General features: G+C 65.5%; 17 protein-coding genes and 4 pseudogenes. 13 read left to right on the top strand and 8 right to left on the bottom strand.

The window, feature by feature from the left end; all coding sequences use genetic code 11:
- Position 1: 1 nt before the first annotated feature.
- Positions 2-1,138 carry a murein hydrolase activator EnvC gene (locus tag AB4M76_RS15050; protein WP_368442816.1) on the bottom strand — a complete coding sequence of 379 codons (1,137 nt, stop codon included), beginning with the start codon at positions 1,136-1,138 and terminating at the stop codon, positions 2-4.
- A complete protein-coding gene (gene gpmI / locus AB4M76_RS15045) occupies positions 1,135-2,652 on the bottom strand; it encodes a 2,3-bisphosphoglycerate-independent phosphoglycerate mutase (RefSeq protein WP_368442815.1) in 1,518 nt (505 codons plus the stop codon). Before gpmI ends, AB4M76_RS15050 begins: the two co-directional genes overlap by 4 nt.
- A gap of 167 nt (positions 2,653-2,819) precedes the next feature.
- Here gpmI and AB4M76_RS15040 point away from each other — a divergent pair, with 167 nt between their 5' ends.
- From AB4M76_RS15040 to AB4M76_RS15025, 4 genes are all read left to right on the top strand, one after another.
- Positions 2,820-2,999 (top strand): zinc-finger domain-containing protein, encoded by a 180-nt coding sequence (locus AB4M76_RS15040; protein ID WP_174860725.1) that lies wholly within the window; start codon positions 2,820-2,822, stop codon positions 2,997-2,999.
- Positions 3,000-3,124: 125 nt separating this feature from the next.
- Positions 3,125-5,923, top strand: a complete 2,799-nt coding sequence (gene polA / locus AB4M76_RS15035; protein ID WP_368442814.1) for a DNA polymerase I — start codon at positions 3,125-3,127, stop codon at positions 5,921-5,923.
- Entirely contained in the window at positions 5,923-6,129 is a 207-nt protein-coding gene (locus tag AB4M76_RS15030) for a YdeI/OmpD-associated family protein (protein WP_368442813.1), read from the top strand. Before polA ends, AB4M76_RS15030 begins: the two co-directional genes overlap by 1 nt.
- Before the next feature lie 210 nt (positions 6,130-6,339).
- Positions 6,340-6,957 carry a glutathione S-transferase gene (locus tag AB4M76_RS15025; protein ID WP_368442812.1) on the top strand — a complete coding sequence of 206 codons (618 nt, stop codon included), beginning with the start codon at positions 6,340-6,342 and terminating at the stop codon, positions 6,955-6,957.
- 24 nt (positions 6,958-6,981) lie between these two features.
- Here the strand turns inward: AB4M76_RS15025 and AB4M76_RS15020 are convergent, their stop codons facing one another.
- Positions 6,982-7,566 carry a DUF1285 domain-containing protein gene (locus AB4M76_RS15020; RefSeq protein WP_368442811.1) on the bottom strand — a complete coding sequence of 195 codons (585 nt, stop codon included), beginning with the start codon at positions 7,564-7,566 and terminating at the stop codon, positions 6,982-6,984.
- Positions 7,567-7,636: 70 nt separating this feature from the next.
- Here AB4M76_RS15020 and AB4M76_RS15015 point away from each other — a divergent pair, with 70 nt between their 5' ends.
- From AB4M76_RS15015 to AB4M76_RS15000, 4 genes and pseudogenes are all read left to right on the top strand, one after another.
- A complete protein-coding gene (locus AB4M76_RS15015; RefSeq protein ID WP_368442810.1) occupies positions 7,637-8,644 on the top strand; it encodes an AAA family ATPase in 1,008 nt (335 codons plus the stop codon).
- A complete protein-coding gene (locus AB4M76_RS15010) occupies positions 8,641-9,528 on the top strand; it encodes a DUF58 domain-containing protein (RefSeq protein ID WP_368442809.1) in 888 nt (295 codons plus the stop codon). The genes AB4M76_RS15015 and AB4M76_RS15010 overlap by 4 nt, the downstream gene beginning before the upstream one ends.
- Positions 9,525-12,294: pseudogene (locus AB4M76_RS15005) on the top strand (DUF4159 domain-containing protein). The gene AB4M76_RS15010 and the pseudogene AB4M76_RS15005 overlap by 4 nt, the downstream one beginning before the upstream one ends.
- Positions 12,291-14,332: pseudogene (locus AB4M76_RS15000) on the top strand (hypothetical protein). The pseudogenes AB4M76_RS15005 and AB4M76_RS15000 overlap by 4 nt, the downstream one beginning before the upstream one ends.
- Here AB4M76_RS15000 and AB4M76_RS14995 read toward each other — a convergent pair.
- Entirely contained in the window at positions 14,329-15,210 is an 882-nt protein-coding gene (locus tag AB4M76_RS14995) for a nickel/cobalt transporter (RefSeq protein ID WP_368442808.1), read from the bottom strand. The pseudogene AB4M76_RS15000 and the gene AB4M76_RS14995 sit on opposite strands and share 4 nt — an antisense overlap.
- Positions 15,195-15,845 carry a DUF1007 family protein gene (locus tag AB4M76_RS14990; RefSeq protein WP_368442807.1) on the bottom strand — a complete coding sequence of 217 codons (651 nt, stop codon included), beginning with the start codon at positions 15,843-15,845 and terminating at the stop codon, positions 15,195-15,197. The genes AB4M76_RS14995 and AB4M76_RS14990 overlap by 16 nt, the downstream gene beginning before the upstream one ends.
- 162 nt (positions 15,846-16,007) lie before the next feature.
- On the opposite strand from AB4M76_RS14990, the pseudogene AB4M76_RS14985 reads away from it, so the two are divergent.
- Positions 16,008-18,223: pseudogene (locus AB4M76_RS14985) on the top strand (response regulator).
- On the opposite strand, the gene yaaA reads toward AB4M76_RS14985, so the two are convergent.
- The 3 genes and pseudogenes from yaaA to AB4M76_RS14970 all read right to left on the bottom strand — a co-directional run bounded on the left by yaaA (position 18,208) and on the right by AB4M76_RS14970 (position 21,449).
- A complete protein-coding gene (gene yaaA, locus AB4M76_RS14980; RefSeq protein WP_368442806.1) occupies positions 18,208-18,987 on the bottom strand; it encodes a peroxide stress protein YaaA in 780 nt (259 codons plus the stop codon). The pseudogene AB4M76_RS14985 and the gene yaaA overlap by 16 nt on opposite strands.
- Positions 18,988-19,016: 29 nt before the next feature.
- Positions 19,017-21,062, bottom strand: a pseudogene (recQ, locus tag AB4M76_RS14975) (DNA helicase RecQ).
- A 99-nt stretch (positions 21,063-21,161) separates the two neighbouring features.
- On the bottom strand, positions 21,162-21,449 hold the full coding sequence (locus AB4M76_RS14970; protein ID WP_067267829.1) for a YggT family protein: 288 nt from the start codon (positions 21,447-21,449) through the stop codon (positions 21,162-21,164).
- 132 nt (positions 21,450-21,581) lie between these two features.
- Here AB4M76_RS14970 and AB4M76_RS14965 point away from each other — a divergent pair, with 132 nt between their 5' ends.
- The 4 genes from AB4M76_RS14965 (at position 21,582) to AB4M76_RS14950 (ending at position 25,415) form a co-directional block, all read left to right on the top strand.
- The gene (locus AB4M76_RS14965) at positions 21,582-22,151 is read left to right on the top strand and encodes an acyl-CoA thioesterase (protein ID WP_368442805.1); all 570 of its coding nucleotides are present in this window, start codon (positions 21,582-21,584) and stop codon (positions 22,149-22,151) included.
- Between the two features lie 68 nt (positions 22,152-22,219).
- Positions 22,220-23,593, top strand: coding sequence for an MFS transporter (locus AB4M76_RS14960; RefSeq protein ID WP_368442803.1), 1,374 nt, complete (start codon positions 22,220-22,222; stop codon positions 23,591-23,593).
- Entirely contained in the window at positions 23,590-24,528 is a 939-nt protein-coding gene (gene mepA, locus AB4M76_RS14955) for a penicillin-insensitive murein endopeptidase (RefSeq protein ID WP_368442802.1), read from the top strand. The genes AB4M76_RS14960 and mepA overlap by 4 nt, the downstream gene beginning before the upstream one ends.
- Entirely contained in the window at positions 24,501-25,415 is a 915-nt protein-coding gene (locus tag AB4M76_RS14950; RefSeq protein WP_368442801.1) for an esterase-like activity of phytase family protein, read from the top strand. The genes mepA and AB4M76_RS14950 overlap by 28 nt, the downstream gene beginning before the upstream one ends.
- The last annotated feature ends 40 nt before the right edge of the window (positions 25,416-25,455 follow it).

Genomic DNA, 25,455 nt, shown 5'->3' with positions numbered 1-25,455 from the left:
GCTATCCATCCTTGTCGGTGCGGAACCAGTCTGCCGGGTCCTGAGGTATGTTCTCTTGTCTGACTTCTATATAGAGCGTTTCCGTTCGATCAGCGCCAGTGTCTTCACCATTTGGTGACATGGCCGAAGTTGTGCCGTTTTCCGGCCCGCCCATCAACCCGATGGGTGTCCCCCCGGCGATGACCTGCCCGGCTTGGCCGTAAACGACATCTAACCCCGCCAGAACGAAGAGCGTATTCACCTGCGGCTCAAGGATCACCACATTGCCCAGATCCAGCAGCGGCCCGACATAGCGGATCGTGGCGGCAGAGGGGCTGGTGACGATGGCGCGGGGCCGGGTGGCGAGGATCATGCCGGGGCGGGTAACACCGGCGGAATCGGTCTCGCCCGCCGCGCGCAGCACCAAGCCTTGCGCGGGCAGCGGCAGCTCCCCCACCCGCCCGTCAAGATTGACCGGCGCCGGCTCCACCGCGCCGGTGGCGATTTCCGACAGCCCGCTGGCAAAGCCTTCGAGCGTTTCGGTCGAAGCGATGAGGATCGCGGTGCGCACCGGGTCTTCGGTAAAGCGCATCGGCAGATCGGTGCGGTTGGCCATGGCCTGATTGAGCGCGGTGCGCGCGGCCTGCACCTCGGTCAGCCCCTCTTGCAGACGCTGTGCCGCATCGGTTTGCAAGGCGCGCAGGGTCTTGATGTCCTCGTAATCCTGCCGCAGCGCATCGGCGCGGGCGTTGAGCGCGGGGGTCAGTTCAGCCAGCAACATGCCCGCACGGGCGGTGCCCATCGGCCCGTCGGGGTGCAGCAGAACCACCGGCGACGGATCGCCGCCGATGCTTTGCAAGACGCCCAGAAACTGCGCTACCTCGCCTTCGCGGGCCTGTAGCTTGCGGCTGAGCTGCGCCTCATTGATCGCGGCCTGCCGCAGCCCCGCCCGCATCGCCGCGAGCCCGGCCTCGAACGCTTGAATCGTTTCGGTCAGCGCCTTCACCCGGTCGCGTGCGCCATCAGCCCCGTCAAGCTTGGTCGACGCCGCCTCTAGCGCCGCCGAAGCCGCGCGCGCCTCCGCGGCGGCCTCATCGGCCTGCGCCTGTGCCATCAGGGGCAGACAGGCAAAAAGGACAGCCGCGGCGAAATGCTTCATGTCAGCAGGCTTTTCCCGGTCATTTCCTCGGGCTGCGGCAGGCCCATCAAATCCAGCACCGTGGGCGCCAGATCGGCCAGACGCCCATCGCGCAGCGCGGCCCCTTCGGGCGCGCCCACCGCCACCACCGGCACCGGGTTGAGCGTATGGGCCGTATGCGCGCCGCCGGTTTCGGGGTCGATCATCATCTCGCAATTGCCGTGATCCGCCGTCACGATCATCGCCCCGCCCGCCTTTTCCAGCGCCGTGAGCACCCGGCCCAACCCCGCATCCACCGCCTCGCAGGCCGCAATCGCCGCGTCCAGATCGCCGGTATGGCCGACCATATCGGGGTTGGCGTAGTTCACCACGATCAGGTCATAGCCCGCCTCGATCGCCTGCACGAATTGATCCGTCACCTCGCCCGACGACATTTCAGGCTGCATGTCATAGGTCGCGACATTGGGCGACTTGGGCATGTTGCGGTCCTCGCCCTCCGCCGGGATCTCGACCCCGCCGTTGAGGAAGAAGGTCACATGGGGATATTTCTCGGTCTCGGCCAGCCGGAACTGGCGCAACCCCTGCTGCGCCACCCAGTCGCCCAGCGTGTTCTTGATATCCGGCTTGGGGTACATCGTGGTCATATAGGCGGCGTGATCCTTGGAATATTCCGCCATGCCCATCAGCGCCGCCCAATCGGGGCGCGCACCCGTGTCATAGGCGTCGAACCCCGGATCGCCCAAGGCCGCCATGATCTCCCGCGCGCGGTCGGCGCGGAAGTTGAGGCAGAAGAGCCCGTCGCCAGAGGCCGCGCCGCTGTAGCCGTCAATCACCGTGGCGGCGATAAACTCATCCGTTTCGCCTCGATCATAGGCCGCTTGCACCGCGCTACGGGCATCAGAGGCCGTGCCACCCTCGCCCCGCAGGATCGCGGCGGTGGCCTGTGCCACACGGTCCCAGCGGTTGTCGCGGTCCATCGCGAAATAGCGCCCGGTGACGGTGACGATTTTCACCCCCTCTGGCAGCGCCTCTTCCAAGCTCTCGAAATAGCCAAGCGCCGAGGACGGCGCCACATCGCGCCCATCGGTCACCGCATGGATCACCACAGGAACGCCCGCCGCGTCCAGCGCACGGGCGGCGGCGATCATATGGCTGAGATGCCCATGCACCCCACCGTCCGACACAACGCCCATCAGATGCGCCGTGCCGCCTGTTTCCTTGAGTTTACCGATAAAGCCCCGCAGCCGCGCGTTCTCGGCAAAGCTGCCCTCTTCAATCGCCAGATCGATCTGCCCCAGATCCATCGCCACCACCCGGCCCGCGCCGATATTGGTGTGACCGACCTCGGAATTGCCCATCTGGCCGCGCGGCAGCCCCACGTCGGGGCCATGGGTGATCAGCTGCGCGCTTGGCCCGGCCTGCATGATCCGGTCGAAATTCGGCGTCTTGGCCAGCAAAGGCGCGTTGCCGTCGCGGGTCTCGCTCAGCCCCCAGCCGTCAAGAATGCACAATACCACAGGTTTGGGGGCGCTCATTAGAATGTCTCTTCCGGCTGCTTTACTTTGCGGGTCTTTTACCCCTTGTAGGCTGGCACTTGAACCACTTTTCGCAGCCCCGCCCCATTCCCGCGCAGAGCCCTTGCCCCGCGCGGCGGCTTTGGTCATAACGAGGGGCAACTTTTGCCTGATCCGAGGACCCGCCCATGACCCTGCCAGCGCCCGAAACCCGCATTGTGAACACTTGGCGTGTGGCCTGTGACGGCAGCGAAGGCCCGCTCGGCCACCCCCGCGTCTGGCTGCAAATCCCCCGCGATCTGGGCTATGTGGAATGCGGCTATTGCGACTGCAAATTCGTCCATGCGGAGTTTGAAGGCAAAGTCTGAGCCTTCCCGACCGACAGTAGCGACAATCGAACCGACGGCACGAAGCTGCCCGCGCGGCGCATTGGCGTCTGGCCGTGGCCCTTGCTTCGTGGCACAAGGAACGCCAACCGAAGCGGAGCACCCCCATGACATTTGGCAAAGGCCACCACCTGCATCTGATCGACGGCTCGGCCTTCATCTTTCGCGCCTATCACGCCCTGCCCCCGCTGACGCGCAAATCCGACGGCATGCCGATCGGCGCGGTCGCCGGCTTTTGCAACATGCTGCACCGCTATGTGGAGGGCAACACCGGCCCCAATGCGCCCACGCATGTCGCCGTGATCTTTGACAAAGGCAGCCATACCTTCCGCAATGACATGTACGACCAGTACAAGGCCAACCGCGATGCCATGCCCGAAGACCTGCGCCCGCAGATCCCGCTGACCCGCAGCGCGACCGAGGCGTTCAACATCGCCTGCAAAGAGCTTGAGGGCTATGAGGCCGATGACATCATCGCCACCCTTGCCGTGCAGGCCCGCGCCGCCGGGGGGCGCTGCACGATCATCAGTTCCGACAAGGATCTGATGCAGCTTGTGGGCGACGGGGTCGAGATGCTCGACGCGATGAAGAACAAGACCATCGACCGCGACGGCGTCTTCGAGAAGTTCGGCGTCTACCCGGAGCGTGTGGTCGATGTTCAGGCGCTGGCCGGCGATTCGGTCGATAACATCCCCGGCGCGCCCGGCATCGGCATCAAGACCGCAGCGCTGCTGATCAATGAGTTTGGCGATCTGGATGCGCTCTTGGCGCGCGCCGAGGAGATCAAACAACCCAAGCGCCGCCAGACGTTGATTGATCACGCCGAGCAAATCCGCCTGAGCCGCAGCCTTGTGCTGCTGGACGAAAACACCCCGATCGACTTCACCATCGACGATCTCGAAGTGCGCGACCCCGATCCCGACCGCTTGCTCGGCTTCCTGTCCGAGATGGAATTCCGCACCCTCTCGAAACGCGTGGCCGAGGTGCTGGGCCGCGAGGCCCCTGCCATCCCCGAAGCGCCCGCCCCCGCCGTGGCGGACGCGCCGCAGATGGCGGAGGTGCCCTTTGACCATAGCGCATACGAGCAGGTGGGCGATGCCGAGGCGCTGCGCGTCTGGCTCGATCGGATTTATGAGCATGGCTATGTTGCGGTGGACACGGAAACCACCGGTCTGGATGAGATGACCGCCGAACTGGTGGGCGTCTCGCTCGCCGTGGAGGCCGGGCAGGCCTGCTATATCCCGCTGACCCATAAAGCCAGCCGCGACGACGACCTCTTCGGCGGTGAGGGGCTGGCCCCCGGCCAGATGCCGGTCGAAGAAGCGCTGCAACTGCTCACCCCGATGCTGGAGGACCCTGCGATCCTCAAGATCGGGCAGAACATGAAATACGACAGCAAGATTTTCGCCCAGCTTGGCATCACCGTCGCGCCCATCGACGACACCATGCTGATGTCCTATGCGATGCACGCGGGGCTGCACGGGCATGGGATGGACACGCTGTCGGAACGCTACTTGGGCCACACGCCCCTGCCGATCAAACCGCTCTTGGGCAGCGGCAAATCTGCCGTGACCTTTGACAAGGTGCCGCTGGAAGACGCCGTGCCCTACGCGGCCGAGGATGCCGATGTCACCCTGCGTCTCTGGCAATTGTTCAAACCGCAGCTGCACCGGGCCGAGGTCACCAAGGTCTATGAGACGCTGGAACGCCCGCTGGTGCCGGTGCTGGCGCAGATGGAACGTGCAGGCATATTGGTCGACCGCGACACGTTGAGCCGCATGTCCAACGCCTTTGCCCAAAAGATGGCGGGGCTTGAGACGGATATCCACGAGTTGGCGGGGGAGACGTTCAATGTCGGCTCCCCGGCGCAGCTTGGCGAGATCCTCTTTGACAAGATGGGGCTTCAGGGCGGCAAGAAGGGCAAGGCCGGCAAATATTCCACCGGCGCGGATGTGCTGGAGGATCTGGCCACCGAACATGACCTCGCCCGCCGGGTGCTTGACTGGCGGCAGCTGTCGAAGCTGAAATCGACCTATACCGACGCGCTGCAGGACCATGTGAATGTTGAGACGGGCCGCGTGCACACCTGCTATTCCATCGCCGGCGCGGCGACCGGACGCTTGGCCTCGACCGATCCGAACCTGCAGAACATCCCGATCCGCTCCGAAGAAGGTCGCCGCATTCGTGAGGCTTTCGTCGCCCCCGAGGGTAAGGTGCTGGTGGCGCTGGACTACAGCCAGATCGAGCTGCGGATTCTGGCGCATATCGCCCAGATCGACGCCCTGAAGGAAGCCTTCCAGCGCGGCGACGACATCCACGCCATGACCGCGTCGGAGATGTTCGACGTGCCGATGGACCAGATGACCCCGGAAATTCGCCGCAACGCCAAGGCGATCAACTTCGGTGTGATCTACGGCATCTCCGGCTTTGGCCTTGCGCGCAACCTGCGCATTCCACGGGCCGAGGCGCAGGGCTTCATCGACCGTTATTTCGAGCGTTTCCCCGGTATTCGGACCTATATGGACGAGACCAAGGCTTTCGCCAAAGAGCATGGCTATGTGCAGACGCTGTTCGGCCGCAAGATCAACACGCCCAACATCGGGGCCAAGGGGCCGCAGGCCGGGTTTGCCGCCCGTGCCGCGATCAACGCGCCGATCCAAGGCACCGCCGCCGATGTGATCCGCCGCGCCATGATCCGCATGCCCGAAGCGATTGCCGGTCTGCCCGCGACGATGCTCTTGCAGGTGCATGACGAACTGCTCTTCGAGGTCGAGAAGGGGGCCGAAGACGCGCTGATCGCGGCGGCGCGTGAGGTGATGGAGAACGCCAATGATCCGGTCGTGAAGCTGGACGTGAAGCTGATCGTGGAAGCGGGCGTGGGTGCCAATTGGGCGCAGGCGCATTGATGGCGGGCGCGGAGCTTCCCGCAGACCTCGCGCAAGCGCTGGAGGAGACCGGCGCGCAGGCGGGTTGGGACGGCTACAGTGCCGAATTGCAGGCCGATGCGCTGGCCTGGATCGACGCGGCGCGGACCACGACGGCGCGGTCAAAGCGGGTGGATGATGTGGCGCGCTTTGCCGGTAAGGGGCTGCCGCCGACGCCGTTTCAGTGAGGTCTACCCCCAGCCCGGAATCAAGCCGCAGGCGCCGGGCCATCGCCTGCCCGTCCCGGCGGGCTGGCGATTTGGTGAGGCTGGGCGCAACTCTGATGAGCCGCGCCAAGGCTGATCCATAAAGTGGCACGAAGCGACCATTCGATCGCCATCCCACGGGCAGGCGCTGGCCCTCTGTACTTCGGTCACTTTCTCCCTAGGTTCACCGTCATGACCCCAATCCTCTACTCCTTCCGCCGCTGCCCCTATGCCATGCGCGCCCGCCTCGCGATTGCCGCAGCCGATACCCCCGTGCACCTCCGCGAAGTCGTGCTGCGCGACAAACCGCAGGCCTTCCTCGATGCCTCCCCCACCGCCACGGTCCCCTGCCTTGTCACCGAGACCGGCCCGATCGACGAAAGTCTCGACGTTATGAAATGGGCGCTGGCGCAGAACGACCCCGAAGGCTGGCTCGACATGCCGCCGCAAGGCCATGACTGGATCGCCCGCGCCGACGGGCCGTTCAAAGACGCCCTCGACCGTACCAAATACGCCACCCGCTACCCGGAGGAAGATCCCGAAGAGCAACGCGGCAAAGCGGCCGCCTTCCTCCAAGACCTCGACGCCCAACTGAACGACTGGATTTTCGAGCGCCCCACGCTGGCCGACTACGCGATCCTGCCCTTCGTGCGGCAGTTCGCCTTTATCGACAAACCCTGGTTCGACGCGCAGGATTGGCCCGCCATGCACGGCTGGTTGAACCGCTTTCTGGCGGCCCCGCGGTTCGAAAGCATTATGGAAAAATACCCGCAGTGGCAGCCCGGAGACGCGCCTCTGCGCTTCCCGTGATACAGCCGCGCGTAGCCTTCGGCCCTAACTCTCTTGCGGCAGATCTTCCGAAGGGATGATGCCAAAGAACTCCCCGCCCGACCAGACGCCGAACCAGCCGTCGCGATGTGCGCCGAGATCAACCAGCCGGTAGAAACTCTTGCGGTCGATCAGCGCCTCCAAATTGCGCCGCACCAACACATAGGGCGCGGGCTCGCCCGTCTCTTCATCGCGCACCACGCGGATCGGATGTTCCGGCCCCGCCTCGGCCACATCGCCGAGATTGGTCAGAAACCGCAGCTGCTGCGCTTCGCCCGCGCCTTCGACCTCGAAATCCACCGCGACAAAGGGCGCGTCCTCCACCGTGATGCCCACCTTCTCGACCGGGGTTTTCAGGAAATAATCATCCCCCTCGCGCCAGAGAATCGATGCGAATAACTTGACCATTTCGATCCGCCCAATCGGCGTGCCTTGATAGAACCAGGTCCCGTCGCGTTTGATCTGCATGTCCAGATCGCCGCAAAATTCGGGGTTCCATTTCTCCAACGGCGGGGTTCCGCGCGCTTTTGCGGCCTTGGCAGCTTCGATCAGGCTCTTTGCGGAGGGTGTCACAGTATTTTGTCCGCTCATTGGTTTTGCCATTCCCTTTGGTCGCGATACACTTACACCTGAAAGATATAACTCCGGGGAAAGAAATGTCATGGCCGAAGCGGATGATCTGATCGCGCATATCGAAGCGCTGACCGAAAAGCTGGCAGAAGCCAAGCAATCGATCACCGGGCGTTTCGTCGGGCAGGCGCAGGTTGTGGACCTTGCGCTCACCGCGCTGCTTTGCGGTGGCCACGGGCTGCTGATCGGCCTGCCGGGTCTGGGCAAGACGCGTTTGGTGGAAACGCTGAGCACGGTCATGGGGCTGCAGGGCAATCGGGTGCAGTTCACGCCCGACCTGATGCCCGCCGATATCTTGGGCTCCGAAGTGCTCGACACCGCGCCAGACGGCAGCCGCGCCTTTCGCTTTGTCGAAGGGCCGATTTTCTGCCAGCTCCTGATGGCGGATGAGATCAACCGCGCCAGCCCGCGCACCCAGTCGGCACTCTTGCAGGCGATGCAGGAAAAGACCGTGACCGTCGCGGGGCAGGACCGCGCGCTCGGCCAGCCCTTCCACGTGCTCGCCACGCAAAACCCGATTGAGCAGGAAGGCACCTACCCGCTGCCCGAAGCGCAGCTTGACCGTTTCCTCGTGCAGATCGACGTGGCCTACCCCGACCGCGCCACCGAACGCGACATTCTGATCGCCACCACCGGCGTCGAAGAGGGCGCGGTGCGCCCCGTCTTCACCGCCGAGAACCTACTCGCCGCGCAGTCCCTGCTGCGCCGCATGCCGGTGGGCGACAGTGTGGTCGAACTGATCCTCGATCTCGTCCGCGCCTTCCGCCCGGAGGAAGCGGAGGCGACCCAGCCGGTGCGCGACAGTGTCGCCTGGGGGCCGGGGCCGCGGGCGGCGCAGGCGCTGATGCTGACGGTGCGCGCCCGTGCCTTGCTGGACGGGCGTCTGGCCCCCTCGGCCGAAGATGTGCTGGCGATGGCCCGCCCGGTATTGAGCCACCGCATGGCGCTGAATTTTGCCGCCCGGGCGCGCGGCGAAAGCCTGCAAGGGCTGATCGATGACACCGCCGGTCAACTGATCGGGAAAAAGGCCGCCGCGTGAGCCATTCCCCCCTGTCCCTCAGAGCCTGCGCCGAAGGCGAAGCGGCCCGGCTGCCCGCGCTTCTGGCGCGGGCCGAGCACCTGGCCGGTGCCGTGCTGCCCGGTGCTCATGGGCGGCGGCGGGCCGGAACGGGGGATGATTTCTGGCAATACCGCCCGGCGCAGATCGGCGACAGCCGCCGCATGGTGGATCACCGCCGCTCGGCGCGGGGCGATCAGGAGTTCGTGCGCGAGCGCGAATGGCAGATCGCCCAGTCGGTGATGCTCTGGGTCGATCAGGGGGCGTCGATGCGCTTTGCCTCCACCAAGGCGCTGCCGGATAAGGCGGACCGCGCGCGTCTGTTGGGGCTGGCGCTGTCGATCCTGCTCTTGCGCGGGGGGGAACGGGTCGGCCTTGCCGGCACGGCGCTGCCGCCCCGGCGCGGCAATCCGCAAATTTTACGTCTGGCCGAGATGCTTAGCAAAGAGGATGCGCAAGACTACAGCCCGCCCGAACATCGTGGCATGATCCCCCATGCGCGGGCGATCTTCATCTCTGATTTCATGGGGGATCTCGCCCCGGTGCAGACCGCGCTGACCAAGGCCGCCGACCGCGGCGTGCGCGGCATCCTCTACCACCTGCTGGACCCGTCGGAAGAAGCCTTCCCCTTCACCGGTCGCACGATCTTTGAAAGCATCGGCGGGTCACTGCGCCATGAAACCCTGAAAGCCAACGACCTGCGCGAGAGCTATCTTGACCGGCTCGCCGCGCGCAAAGACGAATTGCAACAGCTCTGCGCCCGCACCGGCTGGCGCTACGGGCTGCACCACACGGATGCCTCGGCGCAATCCGCACTGCTCTGGCTCTATGCGGCGCTTGACGCGCGCCAAGGGGGGCCGGCATGAGCGTCTTTGGCGGCATCGGTTTCACCGCGCCCTGGCTGTTGCTGGCGCTGCTCGCCCTGCCGATCCTCTGGCTGATCCTGCGCGCCGTGCCGCCGGCCCCGATCCGCCGCCGCTTTCCCGGCGTGGCGCTGCTTCTGGGCCTTACCGACGCCGAAAGCACGACGGACCGCACCCCCTGGTGGCTGCTGTTGCTACGTATGCTGGCGGTGGCGGCGATCATTCTGGGCCTCGCCGGCCCGGTGCTGAACCCGCAGGCCGAGACGGAACAGGGCAGCGGGCCGCTGCTCATCGTGCTCGACGGCTCTTGGGCCGGGGCCAGCCGCTGGGACCGACAGATGGCCGCCGTAGACGCGCAACTCAGCCGCGCCGGGCGGGCCGAGCGGACGCTGGGCATCCTCAGCCTCACCGATCCGCAGGTGCCGACCTTTCAATCCGCCGAAGCCTGGCGCAGCCGCCTTGCCGGTCTGACCCCCGCCCCCTGGCAGCCCAGCCCGGCCGAGATCACCCGCGCGCAAGAGATCATGGCCAAGCTGCCCGCTTTCGATACGCTGTGGTTCAGCGATGGTCTGGACTATCCGGGCCGTTCTGACCTGCTCGCCACCTTGCAAGACCGCGGCGCGGTGGAAGTGCATCAATCGGGCAGCAATGTCATCGGCATCGCCCCTGCGGTCTACCAAGACGGCGCGATCGACCTGACCCTGCGCCGCGCCGCGCCCGGGCCGGAACGCGAGACCGTGGTGCAGGCCGAGGGCCGCGATCCGGCGGGCAACGCCCGCGTCCTGGCCACCGCCAAGGCGACCTTCGAGGCGGGGGCGACCGAGGCCAGCACCTCCCTCTCGCTGCCTGCCGAGATGCGCGCGCGGCTGACCTCTTTCGACATCGCGGGCCAACGCTCTGCCGGGGCGCGGACCCTCGTAGATGACGGGCTGCGCCGCCGCGAAGTCGCGCTGATCGGCGGGCGGGGCGCTGAGGAAGGGCTGCAACTGCTTTCGCCGCTGCATTACATCGAACAGGCGCTGGCCCCGAGCGCCGATCTGATCGACGGCACCCTGCGGGAGGTACTGCCCGCCAACCCCGACGTGATCGTGCTGGCCGATGTGGCCACCCTCGCCCCCGCCGAGGCCGAACCCTTGCGAGACTGGATCGATCAGGGCGGCATGCTCATTCGTTTCGCCGGGCCGCGCATCGCCGCCAGTGACGTGAGCCGCAGGGACGAAGACCCGCTGATGCCCGTGCGGCTGCGTGCCGGGGGGCGCAGCGTCGGGGGCGCGATGTCCTGGGGGGAGCCGAAAGCGCTCGCGCCCTTCCGCAATGGCTCGCCCTTCTACGGCCTGCCCGTGCCGGAGGATGTCACCGTTTCCGCCCAGGTCGTCGCCCAGCCTGACCCGACGCTGGCCGACCGGGTGATCGCCGCGCTCAGCGATGGCACCCCGCTGGTGACGCGCAAATCCGTGGGTCAGGGGCAGATCGTGCTCTTCCATGTCACCGCCACGGCGGAATGGTCGACCCTGCCGCTGTCGGGCCTTTTCGTCCAGATGATGGAACGGCTGGCCATCTCCTCGGGGGCCAGCACGCCGGACGCGGGCCGTCTCGACGGCACCACATGGACCCCGCTGCGGGTGATGGACGGCTTCGGCAGCCTTTCGGACGCGGGCAACCTGCCCGGGGTTGCCGGGCCGGACCTGATTTCGGCCCCCGCCGGGCCGGCTCTGCCGCCGGGCATCTACGGTTCCGAAGACAGGCGGCTGGCGCGCAATGTGCTGACCGGGGAGACGCGGCTCACGCCCGCGAACTGGCCTGCCGATGTGCCGCTGCGCGGCTTGTCCCTGCCCCCCGAACAGCCCCTCGCGGGGGCGCTTCTGTCTCTCGCGATCCTTCTGTTGGTCGCTGATGTTCTTGCGTCGCTGGCGCTGTCGGGCCTTCTGCTCCGCCGTTCGGGCAGCACGCTGGCCCTCCTGCTCGCATTCGGCCTCATGTCCCAAAGCGCCGATGCGCAGGAAGACGACCCCGAAAGCTTCGCCCTGCGCGCCGCCTCGGAAGTCACGCTCGCCCATGTCCTGACCGGCAATGAAGAGGTCGACGAGATTGCCCGCGCCGGGCTGATGGGCCTGTCCGACACGCTCTATTTCCGTACCTCGGTCGAGCCCGCCCTGCCCACCGGTGTCGATCTGGAGCGGGACGAACTGGCCTTTTTCCCGATCCTCTATTGGCCGGTGACCCCCGACCAGCCGCGCCCCCTCGACCGAGGCCTATGCCAAGCTCAACGACTACCTGCGCTCGGGCGGGCTGATCCTGTTTGACACCCGCGATGCCGATATCGCCTCCTACGGTGCCGCCAGCCCCAATGGGCGCAAGCTGCAAGACCTGGCCGCCCCGCTCGACATTCCGCCGCTGGAGCCGCTGCCGGATGACCATGTGCTGACCCGCACCTTCTATCTGCTGCAAGACTACCCCGGCCGCTACAGCAGCCGCGATGTCTGGGTCGAAGCCGCGCCGCCGGATGCCGAGAAGATCGAAGGCATGCCCTTTCGCAACCTCAATGACGGGGTGACGCCGGTGGTGATCGGCGGCAATGACTGGGCCGCCGCCTGGGCCGTGCGCCGCGATGGGGCGCCGCTTTTGCCGATCGGGCGCGGTTTTGCGGGGGAACGGCAGCGCGAGCTGGCCTACCGCTTTGGCGTGAACCTCGTGATGCATGTGCTGACCGGCAATTATAAATCCGATCAGGTCCATGTGCCGGCGCTGCTGGATAGGTTGGGCCAATGAGTGCTTCGGTAATCTTTGACCCGCTGATCCCGCTGCCGCTGCTGGTGGCTTTGGCCCTGCTGGCGATGTTGGGCGTCACCCTGGCGCTCTGGCGCGGCCTGTCGGGCTGGGCGCTGCGCGGACTGGCCGCCGCGGTGGTGCTCGCCGCATTGGCCGGCCCGTCCTACCAGACCGAAGACCGCGCGCCGCTGAATGACATCGTGCTGCTGCTTGAGGACGAAGCGCCAGCCAGCGTTTGAGCGACCGCGGCGCGCAGACCGAAGCCGCCGCCGAGGCCATGGCGGCGCGTATCACCGCCCGCCCCAATACCGAACTGCGCCGCATCACCGTGCCGGACGGGGCCGAGGACGCGGGCACCCGGCTGATGACCACGCTGGCCGATGCGCTGGCCGAAGAGCCGCGCGCACGCATTGCCGGTATTCTGGCGATCAGCGATGGCCGCGTGCATGACGCCGATCTGCCGCTCGACCTGCCCGCCCCGCTGCATCTGCTGCAAACCGGCAAGCAGAGCGATTGGGACCGCCGCCTGACCGTGCGCAACGCCCCGGCCTTTGCCATTATCGGCGAGCCGGTGACCCTGACCCTGCGCATCGACGATCTGGGGGCCGCGCCTGAAAGCGGCGGGCTGACCCAGCTTGATATCTCGGTCGACGGAGAAGACCCGCAGAGCTTTAACGTGCCGGTGGGCCAAGACATCGACCTGCCCGTCACCCTGCCCCATGGTGGGCGCAATGTGATCCGCTTTTCCCTGCCCGAGGCCGAGGGGGAACTGACCGACCGCAACAATGCCGCGCTTATTCAGATGAACGGCGTGCGCGACCGGCTGCGCGTGCTGCTGGTCTCGGGCGAGCCGCATGCCGGGGGGCGCACATGGCGCAACCTGCTGAAGTCCGACAGTTCCGTCGATCTGGTGCATTTCACCATTCTGCGCCCGCCGGACAAACAGGACGGCGTGCCGGTCAATGAGCTTTCGCTGATCGCCTTCCCGACGCGCGAGCTTTTCATGGATAAGATCGACGACTTCGATCTGATCATCTTTGACCGCTACCAACGGCGCGGCATTCTGCCGGCGCTCTACCTCGATAACGTGGCGCAATATGTGCGCAACGGGGGCGCGGTGCTGGTCGCCGCCGGGCCGGATTTCGCCAGCGCCGACAGTCTCTACCGCTCCCCGCTTGGCACGGTGCTGCCCGCGACGCCCACGGCCCGGGTGCTGGAAGAAGCCTATCCGCCCGCCGTCACCGATCTAGGCCAGCGTCACCCGGTCACCGCCGACCTGCCGGGCAAGGGCGACTGGGGCCGCTGGCTGCGCCAGATCGATGTGACCGCCGAGCGCGGCGATGTGGTGATGAGCGGCGCGGATCAGCGTCCGCTGCTGGTGCTGGACCGCGTCGGCGAGGGCCGTGTGGCGCTGCTGGCCTCCGATCACGCGTGGCTCTGGAACCGAGGCTATGAGGGCGGCGGGCCGCAGTTGGAGCTGCTGCGCCGTCTGGCCCATTGGATGATGAAGGAACCGGAGCTTGAGGAAGAGGCGCTGACCGCCAGCGCCGAGGGGCTCAGCATGCGCATCACCCGCCGCACGCTGGACGAAACCGTGCCGCCTCTCACCCTCACCGCCCCCGATGGCAGCGTGACCGAACTGTCCCTCACCCCGGCCGGGCCGGGACGTTTTGAGGCAGCGCATACCGGCGAGGACATCGGTCTCTACCGGCTGGAGAACGGCGACGAGGTCACCGTCATCGGCCTCGGCCCCGCCGCCCCGCGCGAATTTGTCGAGACCATTGCCAGCGACGACGCCCTGCGCCCGGTGATCGACGCGCTGCGCGGTGGCGTCGCGCGGGTGGAAGACGGTCTGCCGCGCCTGCGCGAGGTGCGCCTTGGCCGCCCCGCCGCGGGCCGCGGCTGGCTCGGGCTGACCCCGCGCGGCGCCTATGAGACCCGCGACCTGCGCCAGACGCCGCTGCTGCCGGGCTGGCTGGTCCTGTTGCTCTCAGGGTTTCTGATCACCGCCGCCTGGCTGCGCGAGGGCCGCCGCTAAAGCGCGCGCAGCAACAGGCCGCTTGCCAAGACCACGACGGTCATGCCGGCGGTCAGCTCGGCCAATGCCGCCGCCTGAGCGAGCCGGGGGGAGCCGGAAAACCCGCCCAGCAGCCCCGCCCGCAGACCCGTCGCGGCCAGTCCGGTGGCGATGGTGACCAAGCCGGTGCCAAGCGCCATGGCGAAGGCGCCAAGCACGCCGACCCCGCCGATCCCCATATGCCAGGTGATGACCAGCACAAAGAGCGCCCCGGTACAGGGCCGCATCGCGATCCCGCCGATCAACAGCAATGCGTCGCGCAGGTTTCCGGCCTGCTGCACCGCCTCGATGCTCGGCCCATGGGCATGGCCGCAATGGCCGCAGACCGCGTCAGGACCGGCGGTGCTGGTCCGCCGCGCATGGCGCAGCCCGCGCCAGATCAGCCAAAGCCCGATCAGCGCAATCGCCGCATAGCTGACGGGGGCCATGATGCTCTCGGTCACCCCAACCAGCGCTTCGCGTCCCAGCCCCAAAAGCATGATCCCGGCATAGACCAGCGCCACCGCCGTCACCGCCTGCCCCAAGGAGGCCGCCAGCGCGATCAGGGAGAGGCGCAGCATCGGCACCTGCCGGGCCAAACCATATCCGCCGATGACGATCTTGCCATGGCCCGGCCCCGCCGCATGAACGACACCATAGGCAAAGGAGGCCAGCAGCACCGTCCAGAACGCCGCCATATCGCCGCCCCGCGTGGCCCGCAGCCCGCCGGCGATGCTGTTCTGAAACCCCCGTTGCTGCCCGGCCGCCCATTGCGCCAAAGCGGCAAAGCCCCCGGTCCACCAGAGCGCGGCAAGGGTCACCAGGGTGACGAGCGCGGCAAGGGTTATGAGCTTTCGCATGTGACAACCACCTCATTGGCAAGCGCCGCGCCCAGATTGGGCAGGCCCACATCGCTCGGATCAGTCTGCGCATCCAGCTTGCTGAGATCGGCCTGAAGCGCCCGCAGATCGGCTGTCATATCCGGCATTTTCACCCGCGCGCGGCAGGCGTCATTCCCGGTGACAGTCACTTTGCCGACGACCTCATAGGCGGTGTAATAGGTCGGATCATAGGGTTTGATCACCAGCCCGCTGGCCTCTGGCTGTGCTCCTTCGACCGCGCGCAGATGGGTGGTGACGATCCGGCCTTCGGTGAATTTCGTCTCCACCTCCTGCGGGGCCGAGAGCGGCAATTCCGCCCCCGCCTTCAGCAGCACGGTGTCGCCGTTGAAGCCTTCGATCCATTGCATGTCGAACCCGTTGAGCGCGGCGATTTCGGCCTTGGTCAGCACCCCGTCATAATCGGGATCAAGGCCGCGGTCTTCGGTCACCAGCAAGGAATAGAATTCATCGTAAGCCCAGGTGATCCGCAGATGGGTCAACCGCCCCTCCGCATCGACGATCACCTCAAGCCCGGTATCGACAAAGATATGCGGATGCGCGCCAAGCGGCGCGGCAAAGCTCAGGCAGAACAGGGAGGCAAGCGCATGTTTCATGCCTCATGCTCTAACCGCCTTCGTCCCCTTCGGCAATTGCCCCACGCCCCGCCCGGTGGCGGGATCACGCCCGCGGCAGCGCCGAAAACCTGCCGCCGTTTAACGGATATTTACCAAGCCCGGCCAGATTGCGACCCAAAGACCTGCCACGCCGGAGCCGCCATGAGCCTTGCCCAGATGCTGACCGAAGAGCGCCGCAGCCGATTGGCGGCGGAGCGGATGCTGGAGTTGAAACAGGCCGAGCTTTTCGCCGCCAACCGCAAGCTGGGCGAACATGCGCAACAGTTGACCGAGGAGATCGTCGAGACCCGGGCCGAGGTTGAAACCATCCGGGGCGAGAACCAGCGCGTGAAATCGGACCTTTCGGCGGCGAACCAGCGCATCGCGCTGACCGAACGGCGGCTGTGGCAATCGATCGACGCGATCAAGGATGGGTTTGCCCTGTTCAACGCAGACAACAAACTGATCATGGCCAACCGAAGCTACCTGCATATCTTCGACGGGCTGGAGATGGTGAAACCCGGGATCAGCATCGTGTCCATCGTGCAGATCATGACCGACGAAGGCATCGTCAACACCGCCGAGAAATCCCCGCATGAATGGCGACAACAGCTTATCGAACGGCTGCATCAGACCGACCCTGAGCCGACCGTGATCCGGCTTTGGAACGACAAATACATCAAACTGGTCAACCAGCGCGGTGCGGGGGGCGATCTGGTGTCGCTTTGCCTCGATATCACGGCCACGGTGAAATACGAGCAACAGCTCAAGGAAGCCCGCAGCGTGGCAGAGAGCGCGAACCGGGCGAAATCCTCCTTCCTCGCCAATATGAGCCATGAAATCCGCACCCCGATGAACGGTGTCGTCGGCATGGCCGATGTGCTGACGGATACCGGGCTGACGCCTGAGCAATCGCTCTATGTCGACACGATCAAGAACTCGGGCGAAGCGCTTTTGGTCATCATCAATGACGTACTGGACTATTCCAAGATCGAGGCGCGCAAGCTTGAGCTGCACCCCGAACCCTTTGATCTGGAACGGATCATTCAAGAGATCCTGATGCTGCTGCAGCCCTCGGCCCGCGCCAAGGGGCTCGATCTGCTGCTGGATTACGATCTTTTCCTGCCCACGCAGTTGATCGGCGATCCGGGGCGGCTGCGGCAAGTGCTGACCAACCTCATCGGCAATGCAGTAAAATTCACCGCCCAGGGCTATGTGCTGGTGCGGGTGACGGGCGTGCCGGGCGATGCCGGGGGCCCACCGATGTACATGTCAGCATTGAGGACACGGGCGTCGGCATCCCCGCCGATATGGTCGACCATATTTTCGAGGAGTTCAATCAGGTCGAAAACGAACGCAACCGCCAGTTTGACGGCACCGGGCTGGGCCTGGCGATCTCGCAGCGGTTGATCGATCTGATGGGCGGGCAAATCTGGGTGACCTCCGAAGAGGGCGTGGGATCGAATTTCGGCTTCCGGGTCACGCTCACCCCCAGCGGGGCGGCCCCCCTGCCCCGCCCCCGGCTGCCGGAGGGGTTGAAACATGTGATGGTGGTTGACGATATCGAGGCGAACCGCACCATTCTGGACCGTCAACTCAGCCATCTCAGCATCAAGGTGACCTGCTGCGAAAACGGTGCGCAGGCGTTGGAGCGGCTTGATCCTTCGGTCGATCTGATCCTCACCGATCACCATATGCCCGGCATGGACGGGTTGGAGATGACCAGCCAATTGCGCGCCCGCGGGGACAGCACGCCGGTGATCATGCTCAGTTCAAACCTCGGCGCGGTGGAGGCGAACCCGGCGCGGCAGCATCTGTTGGGGCTGATGCAGAAACCCGTGCCGCGACAAAGCTTGATGGCCCGGCTTGGCGCCCTGTCGATGGACCCCACGGCACCGGTTGAACCTGCCGCCGCGACCGCCGTCACGCCGCCCCGAGCCATGCGCATACTCGCGGCAGAGGACAATAAGACCAACCAATTGGTGTTTCGCAAGATGATCAAGGATCTTGATGTTGACCTGACCTTTGCCAGCAACGGCGAAGAGGCCATCGCGCAGTTCCGCACGATTCAACCCGATCTGATCTTCATGGATATTTCGATGCCCCGGATGGACGGCAAACAGGCCACCACCGCGATCCGCGCGCTGGAGGCAAAATCAGGCGGCCATGTGCCCATCGTCGCCCTGACCGCCCATGCGATGGACGGCGACGATACCGGCATCCTTGCGGCGGGGCTGGATCACTATCTGACCAAACCCCTGCGCAAACCCGAGATCATCGAACGTATCCTTGCCGCGCATCCAGCCAGCACCCGCCCGCCGCTGCCGCCCGAGCCAGAGGAGAAGACATGCGCGCGCGCCGCTCAGCCTGAGGGATAGGGGCGGACGAAAACCGGGCGGTCCGGGGTCGAGGCATCGGGCTGGAAAGCATAGCCGCCGCTGTCGAAATCCTTCAAAGCCTCGGCGTCGCGCAAGCGATGCTGCACGATATAGCGCGCCATGGCCCCCCGGGCCTTTTTGGCAAAGAAACTGACGATCTTCGGCCCTTTGCCATCGCCCTTATCTTCCATGAACTGCGGGGTGATGACCTTGAGCTTCAGGGTTTTCAGATCGACCGCGCCGAAATATTCCTGACTGGCGCAATTGACCAATATGTCACTGCCCGTCGCCTCGGCCTGCGCGTTCAGCGCTTTCGACAAAGCGTCGCGCCAGTAGTCATAGAGGTTGCCGCCGCGCCGGGTTTTCAACCTGCTGCCCATCTCCAACCGGTAGGCTTGGATCGCGTCCAGCGGGCGCAGCACACCGTAGAGACCCGAGAGGATGCGCAGGTGATCTTGGGCATAGGCCATCTCATCCGCATCGAGGCTCGCGGCCTCCAACCCCTGATAGGTGTCACCGGCAAAGGCCAGAGCGGCGGGGCGGGTTGCCGCGGCATCGGGCGCGGCGTCAAAGGCGCGAAACCGGTCGCGGTTCAGCTTGGCCAGATCATCGCTCAGCCCCATCAGCTTTTTCAGGTCGCCCAGGGTCAGATTGCGCGCTGTGGTGGCCAGACGCATGGCATCTTCTTGAAAATCCGGCTGGGTGACATCCAGATCGCGCTCCGCCCAATCAAGCCGTTTGGCGGGAGAGATAACAACGAGCATAGGGGCCTCCTTTGGCGTGTCGGGCAGATCTAGCCCGCGTCGCGCAGAACGTCCAGAAAGGCGGGGCCAAAGCGCTCGGCGCGTTTGTCGCCGATCAGCCGTTCAATGGCGCTGCTGTCGGCGCTGCGCAGCTGCGCGACCTTGGCCAGCATCGCAGCAGAGCAGCTCAGCGGCTTCTCGGTGCCCTGCTCGCCGCGCGCCAGATCGGCCTGCACTTGTAGCAACTGGTCATAGACATTGCCCGCTTCGCGCCCCGCGAGCTTGCGCCGCGCTTTGTGCATCGGCTGCGCCTCGCCATTGATGACCTCAAGGAAAGCCGCGCCGTAATTCTCCAGCTTCTTCGCGCCGACGCCGCCGATCTTTGCCATTGCGTCAAGGTTTTGCGGACGGGCCTCGGCCATCTCGATCAAGGTGCGGTCGGTGAAGATGATATAGGCGGGCACCCGCGCGGCTTCGGCCAGAGCGCGGCGTTTGGCTTTGAGCGCCGACAGGAGCGGCGCATCCTCGTCGCTGACCATGGCCTTGACCGCGGGTCGCCGATTGGCCGCCGCCGCGCGGATACTGTCCCGCCGCAGGTTGATCGACGCTTCGCCGCGCAAGAGCGGCAGGGCCGCATCGGTCATGCGCAAGGCACCGTGGCGTTCGGCATCGGGGCGCACGAGATCATGGCCCATCATCTGCCGGAACACCGCCTGCCATTCATTGCGGCTGTATTCCCCGCCGACGCCATAGGTCGGCAGCGACTGATGCCCGCGCTGGCGGACTTTCTCGGTCTCATTGCCCAGCAGGATGTCGATCAGATGCCCGGCGCCGAACCATTCATCGGTGCGCAATATGGCCGAGAGCGCCTTGCGCACCGCCGTTGTGCCGTCGAAGACCTCCGCCGGGTATCGCAGAGGTCGCAGCGGCCACAGGTGATTTCAGTCTCATCGAAATACCCCAGCAGCGTCTTGCGGCGGCATTCCAGCGCCTCGGCCAGACCCAGCAGCGCGTTGAGCCGCCCGTGATCCGCCGCGCGGCGTTCCGGTGGGGCCAGCCCTTCGTCGATCTGCGCCCGGCGCAGGCGGATGTCGTCGGGGCCGAAAAGGGTCAACGTCTCGGCTGGAGCGCCGTCGCGCCCGGCACGGCCAATCTCCTGATAATAGGCCTCGATCGACTTGGGCAGATCGGCATGGGCGACCCAGCGGATGTCGGGTTTATCGACCCCCATGCCAAAATGCCACGGTGGCGCAGACGATCAGCCCGTCCTCCTGCTGGAAGCGGCGCTCGGCGATGCGGCGGTCTTCGGCCTCCATCCCGCCGTGGTAATGCAGCGCGGTCTGGCCCTGATCGCGCAGGGCTTTCGCCAGCCCCTCGGTCTTGGCCCTTGTGCCGCAATAGACGATGCCCGACTGGCCGCGCCGCGCGGCGGCGAAGTTCAGGATCTGGTCGCGCGGCTTGTTCTTGGCGGCAAAAGCAAGGTGGATATTGGGCCGGTCAAAGCCGCGCAGAAAGGCGCGCGGCGGGGTGCCGTCGAAGAGCTTCTCGACAATCTCGGCTTGGGTTTCGGCATCTGCCGTGGCGGTGAAGGCCGCCAGCGGCACGCCGAGCGTGCGGCGCAATTCACCAATGCGCAGGTAGTCAGGGCGGAAATCATGGCCCCATTGGCTGACGCAATGCGCCTCGTCCACGGCGATGAGATTGACACCGACGCGCCGCAGCATCCCCATGGCCGAGCCCGCCGCCAGCCGTTCCGGCGCCATATAGAGCAGTTTGAGCGTGCCGGCCTCCAGCGCCTCCCAGACCGCGTCGGTCTCCTCAGGCGTGTTGCCAGAGGTCAGCGCCCCCGCCGCCACGCCCGCCTCTTGCAGGCTGCGGACCTGATCGCGCATCAGGGCAATCAGTGGCGAGATCACCACCGTAACCCCTTCGCGCATCAGGGCCGGCAGTTGGAAACATAGGGATTTGCCACCGCCCGTGGGCATGATGGCGAGCACGTTCTCGCCATGGGTGACTGCCTCAACAATCTCTTGCTGGCCGGGGCGGAAACCATCAAACCCGAATACATCACGAAGAAGCGTGGCAGCGCCTGTCATGGGAAACCTGTAAAATTGTCTGCTCTTTTCATGCAGACTCACACACTAACAAATCGTGAACAAGACCCGATACCCACGGCAGAGGCGCGCGCCGCAGGATCAGTAAAAGGCCGCTGCATTATTGGTCAGCACGATCCGCGCCATGGCCACGGCGATCAGCACGATCAGCGGCGCCAGATCAAGGCCGCCCATCGGCGGGATCACATTGCGCACGCGGCTATAGACCGGCTCAAGAATACGGTTCAGCCCGTCCCAGATCTGCGCCACCAGCGGCTGGCGCAGGTTCAGCACCTGAAAGTTGATCAGCCAGGACATGATGACATGGGCGATGACGATGAACCAAACGATGTTCAAAAGCAGCATCAGAATTTGGAACAGCGACGTCATGGAATACCCCCTTGGTGTGACGCAAGACAGTTAAGCGCCCTGCCTGCAAAGGGCAAGAGTGCCGCGACGTCTATGCTTGACCCCGCGTGCCTTCCGCCGCAGATGCGCAGCGTCAACACAAAGGAAAGCCCGATGTTCCCGATCATCCGCATGGTAAAAGACGTCATCGTCGCCGCGCGGCAGGCGCCGCTGGAAAATCTGACCGACACCCATGTCAGCCACCACATCTGCTGGCCGCATGATCTCGACATCTGGATGGAGCTGAACAACGGGCGGGCGCTGTCGCTTTATGATCTGGGCCGCACCGCCATGGCGCAGCGCGCCGGGTTGATCGCGCTTTTGCGGCAGAACAAATGGGCGATCACAATCGCAGGCTCCAGCACCCGCTTTCGCCGCCGCATCCGCATGTTCGAGAGCTTCGAGATGCGCAGCCGGACGCTCTGCTGGGACGACAAATTCATCTATCTGGAACAATCCATGTGGAAGACGAACGGCGAATGCGCGAGCCATGTGCTCTACCGCTCTGCCGTGACGGATAAAAACGGGCTGATCCCGCCGGAAAAAGTGCTGAGCGCGATGGGCCGGCAGCAAGCCTCCCCGGCGATACCGGGTTGGGTGGCCGAATGGATCCGCGCCGACAGCCACCGCCCCTGGCCGCCGATGCAAGAGAGCGAGGCCGTCCGTCAAAGCCAGACCGGTTAGCACAAGCTTGCGCCTTGCCGCGCGCCCTGCTCTAACTCGACCCGAGGCAGGCCGCGAAAGGGCGTATTATGGCAGAGATCACGCGGCGTAAGCGTATCTGGGGATGGTATTTTTTCGACTGGGCGAGCCAGCCCTATAACACCCTGCTGCTGACCTTTATCTTTGGCCCCTATTTCGCCCAGACCGCGACCCAGGCGCTGGTCGAAGGCGGCATGGACCTGCGTGCCGCCAAGGCGCAGGCGCAGGCCTATTGGGGGTATGGGCTGGCGCTGGCGGGGGTTGCGATTGCGATACTGGCCCCGATCCTTGGCGCGGTGGCGGATTCCTCGGGCCGGCGGATGCCGTGGATCTGGCTGTTCTCGGCCATGTATGTGACCGGCGCTGGCGCGCTTTGGTGGAGCGCGCCGGACGGGTTTTCGATGCTCTGGGCGCTGTTCTTCTTTGGCATCGGGCTGATCGGCATGGAATTTGCCACGATCTTTACCAATGCCTATCTGCCGGAGCTGCACCCCGACGCGGATGAGCGCGGGCGTATTTCGGGCGATGGCTGGGCCTTTGGCTACGCCGGCGGTGTGCTGGCCCTGATCGCGATGATCGCCCTGTTTCAAAGCGGCGACAATGGCCGCACCATGGCCGGGCTGACACCGCTCTTCGGGCTCGATCCGGCAACCAAGGCGGACACCCGCGTCGTTGGCCCCCTGGTGGCGGCTTGGTTCGTGGTCTTCATGGTCCCCTTCTTTCTTTTCATGCGCGACACGCCCCAACCGGGGGCGGTGCGCATCCGCGTCGGGGCCGGCCTGTCAGACCTCGCCCGCACCCTGCGCCACCTGCCGAACCACCCTTCGCTGCTGGCCTATCTCGGCTCGTCGATGTTCTACCGCGACGCGCTGAACGGCATGTATACCTTCGGCGGGGTCTATGCGCTTGGCGTGCTGGACTGGTCGATCCAGGAGATCGGCATCTTTGGCATTCTGGCCGCCATTTCGGGCGCCGTGTTCTGTGTTTGGGGCGGCCGCATTGACCGGCGCTATGGGCCGATGCCGGTGATCGTCGCCTGCTGTCTGATCCTGGTTGCGACCGCCTGCCTGATCATCTCGCTCGGGCCGAATTCGGTGATGGGCGTTTCTTTGCCAGAGGGGTCGGCGCTGCCCGATATCCTCTTCTATGTCGCCGGTGCGTCGATCGGCGCCGCCGGGGGCGCCTTGCAGGCCTCCTCGCGCAACATGCTGACCCGGCAGGGAAACCCCGTGCGGATGACCGAAGCCTTTGGGCTCTATGCGCTCTCGGGCAAGGCCACCTCTTTTCTCGCGCCTGCCTTGATCGGCATCACAAGCGACCTCACGGGCAGCCAGCGGCTGGGAATTACCCCGGTGGTGGGGCTGTTCATCATCGGTTTGATCCTGTTAGCATGGGTGAAACCCAAGGGAGATTTCGCCAGATGATGCTGCACCGTGTCTTCGCTTCGGCCGCTCTGATCCTCGCGCTCGCCTCTTGCGGCGGGGGGGAGACAGAGACCGATATCAGCGGCAAGAAAGTTGCCCTGCCCACGATCGGCTCTTCCGGCGGGGCGCTGAACAATGTGGTGGCCAAGCGGCTGTTTGGGGCCAAGAGCTTTGCCTCCAGCCAGTCGCCCGCCGCCTATGGCAGCTATTCGAAAGGCTGTCTTGCGGGCGCGGTGCAATTGCCGGAAACCGGGCCGACATGGCAGGCCATGCGGCTGTCGCGCAACCGCAACTGGGCACATCCCGAAACCATCGACATGGTTCAGAAACTCAGCCGCAAGGCCGCACAGCAACCCGGCTGGGCCGGCATCTATGTGGGCGACATGAGCCAGGCGCGGGGCGGGCCGATGCTGACCGGCCACCGCAGCCATCAGATCGGTCTGGATGCCGACATCTGGATGCTGCCGCCGAAATCGCTGAACCTGAGCCGCGCAGAGCGTGAGAGCATCTCGTCGATCTCCCTGCGCCGGGCCAAAGGCGCCTACGTAAACGCATCCTGGACCCCTGCGCATCACGAGGTCATCAAAGCCGCGGCCCAAGACCCGCGCACCGCGCGTATCTTTGTCTTTCCCGGGGCCAAGGTGCAGATGTGCGAGGATGAGAAAGGCGACCGCAGCTGGCTGCGCAAAGTGCGGCCTTGGTATGGGCATCACTACCATTTCCATGTGCGTCTGAAATGCCCCAGCGGGGCGCGGGGCTGTGTCGATCAGGCCCCGCCGCCGCCCGGTGACGGCTGTGCAGATGCGCGGCAATGGCAGCGCAATATCCTGAACCCGCCGCCGCCAGACCCGACACCGCCCAAGACCAAACCACGCCGCGACCTGCTGCTTGCCGATCTGCCTGCCCAATGCAACACCGTATTAAACGCAGACTGACCGCCGCGCTGCTGCCGCTTTGGGTTGTGATGTCCTGTGCCGCTCCGGCGGCGCAGACCGAACCCGTCCTGCAGGCCGAGCCCAGTATCACATGGCACCATCCGGCCCCGTGGTTTGGCGGTTTTTCGGGGGTGGAGATCGCGGCGGACGGCAGCCGTTTGATCACCGTCTCGGACCGGGGCCGGCTCGTCCATGCGCGGCTGGTCCGCGCAGACGGGCATCTGGTCGGCTTGCGGGTCGTGAAACAGGTGCCGCTGAAAGGCCCCGGCGGCAAGCCCCTGCGCAAAAACGACAATGACCCCGAAGCGCTGGCCCGGGACAAGACCGGCGCGCTTTATATCTCCTTTGAGCATAACCACCGGGTTGCCCGGCTGGACCCCGACAGCGGGATCACCACCCCGTTGCCGAAACATCCGGATTTCGCCCGGCTCGGGGTCAATGCGGGGATCGAAGCGCTGGCGGCCCATCCGGACGGACGGCTTTTCGCCCTGCCCGAGCAATCGGTGCCTTCGGGGCAGGACTTTCCGCTCTATACCTTCGACGGTGCGAAATGGACCACCGGCGCCAAGATCCCCCGGCGCGGGCCTTTCCTGCCCGTTGGCGCTGATTTCGCGCCCGATGGCACGCTCTACCTCTTGGAACGCACCGTGACCCCGCTGGGCTTTCGCAGCCGCATTCGCAGCTTTGACCTCACCGCGCCCGATTTGGGCGAGACGATCCTGCTGACGACCGGCCCGGGCCAATATGACAACCTTGAAGCACTTGGCACATGGCAGGATGCGAAGGGCCAAACCCGTCTAATCCTGCTCTCGGACGACAATTTCTTCTTGATGCAGCGCAATGAGGTGGTCGAGCTGACCCTTGCCAAGCCCGGCCCGCAGGATTAAAGCCCGCCTGTCTGCGATGCCCGCAGGCCAAGTCGCCGCA

The sequence above is a fragment of the Sulfitobacter sp. PS-8MA genome (assembly GCF_040933935.1).
Taxonomy (GTDB): Bacteria; Pseudomonadota; Alphaproteobacteria; order Rhodobacterales; family Rhodobacteraceae; genus Sulfitobacter.
The sequence above is the reverse complement of the archived record's forward strand: the minus strand, read 5'-3'. Positions and strand labels throughout refer to the sequence as shown.

Coding starts and splice junctions, on each gene's coding strand:
- AB4M76_RS15050 (WP_368442816.1), bottom strand. CDS start 1,138: ATGAAGCATTTCGCCGCGGCTGTCCTTTTTGCCTGTCTGCCCCTGATG.
- gpmI (WP_368442815.1), bottom strand. CDS start 2,652: ATGAGCGCCCCCAAACCTGTGGTATTGTGCATTCTTGACGGCTGGGGG.
- AB4M76_RS15040 (WP_174860725.1), top strand. CDS start 2,820: ATGACCCTGCCAGCGCCCGAAACCCGCATTGTGAACACTTGGCGTGTG.
- polA (WP_368442814.1), top strand. CDS start 3,125: ATGACATTTGGCAAAGGCCACCACCTGCATCTGATCGACGGCTCGGCC.
- AB4M76_RS15030 (WP_368442813.1), top strand. CDS start 5,923: ATGGCGGGCGCGGAGCTTCCCGCAGACCTCGCGCAAGCGCTGGAGGAG.
- AB4M76_RS15025 (WP_368442812.1), top strand. CDS start 6,340: ATGACCCCAATCCTCTACTCCTTCCGCCGCTGCCCCTATGCCATGCGC.
- AB4M76_RS15020 (WP_368442811.1), bottom strand. CDS start 7,566: ATGAGCGGACAAAATACTGTGACACCCTCCGCAAAGAGCCTGATCGAA.
- AB4M76_RS15015 (WP_368442810.1), top strand. CDS start 7,637: ATGGCCGAAGCGGATGATCTGATCGCGCATATCGAAGCGCTGACCGAA.
- AB4M76_RS14995 (WP_368442808.1), bottom strand. CDS start 15,210: ATGCGAAAGCTCATAACCCTTGCCGCGCTCGTCACCCTGGTGACCCTT.
- AB4M76_RS14990 (WP_368442807.1), bottom strand. CDS start 15,845: ATGAAACATGCGCTTGCCTCCCTGTTCTGCCTGAGCTTTGCCGCGCCG.
- yaaA (WP_368442806.1), bottom strand. CDS start 18,987: ATGCTCGTTGTTATCTCTCCCGCCAAACGGCTTGATTGGGCGGAGCGC.
- AB4M76_RS14970 (WP_067267829.1), bottom strand. CDS start 21,449: ATGACGTCGCTGTTCCAAATTCTGATGCTGCTTTTGAACATCGTTTGG.
- AB4M76_RS14965 (WP_368442805.1), top strand. CDS start 21,582: ATGTTCCCGATCATCCGCATGGTAAAAGACGTCATCGTCGCCGCGCGG.
- AB4M76_RS14960 (WP_368442803.1), top strand. CDS start 22,220: ATGGCAGAGATCACGCGGCGTAAGCGTATCTGGGGATGGTATTTTTTC.
- mepA (WP_368442802.1), top strand. CDS start 23,590: ATGATGCTGCACCGTGTCTTCGCTTCGGCCGCTCTGATCCTCGCGCTC.
- AB4M76_RS14950 (WP_368442801.1), top strand. CDS start 24,501: ATGCAACACCGTATTAAACGCAGACTGACCGCCGCGCTGCTGCCGCTT.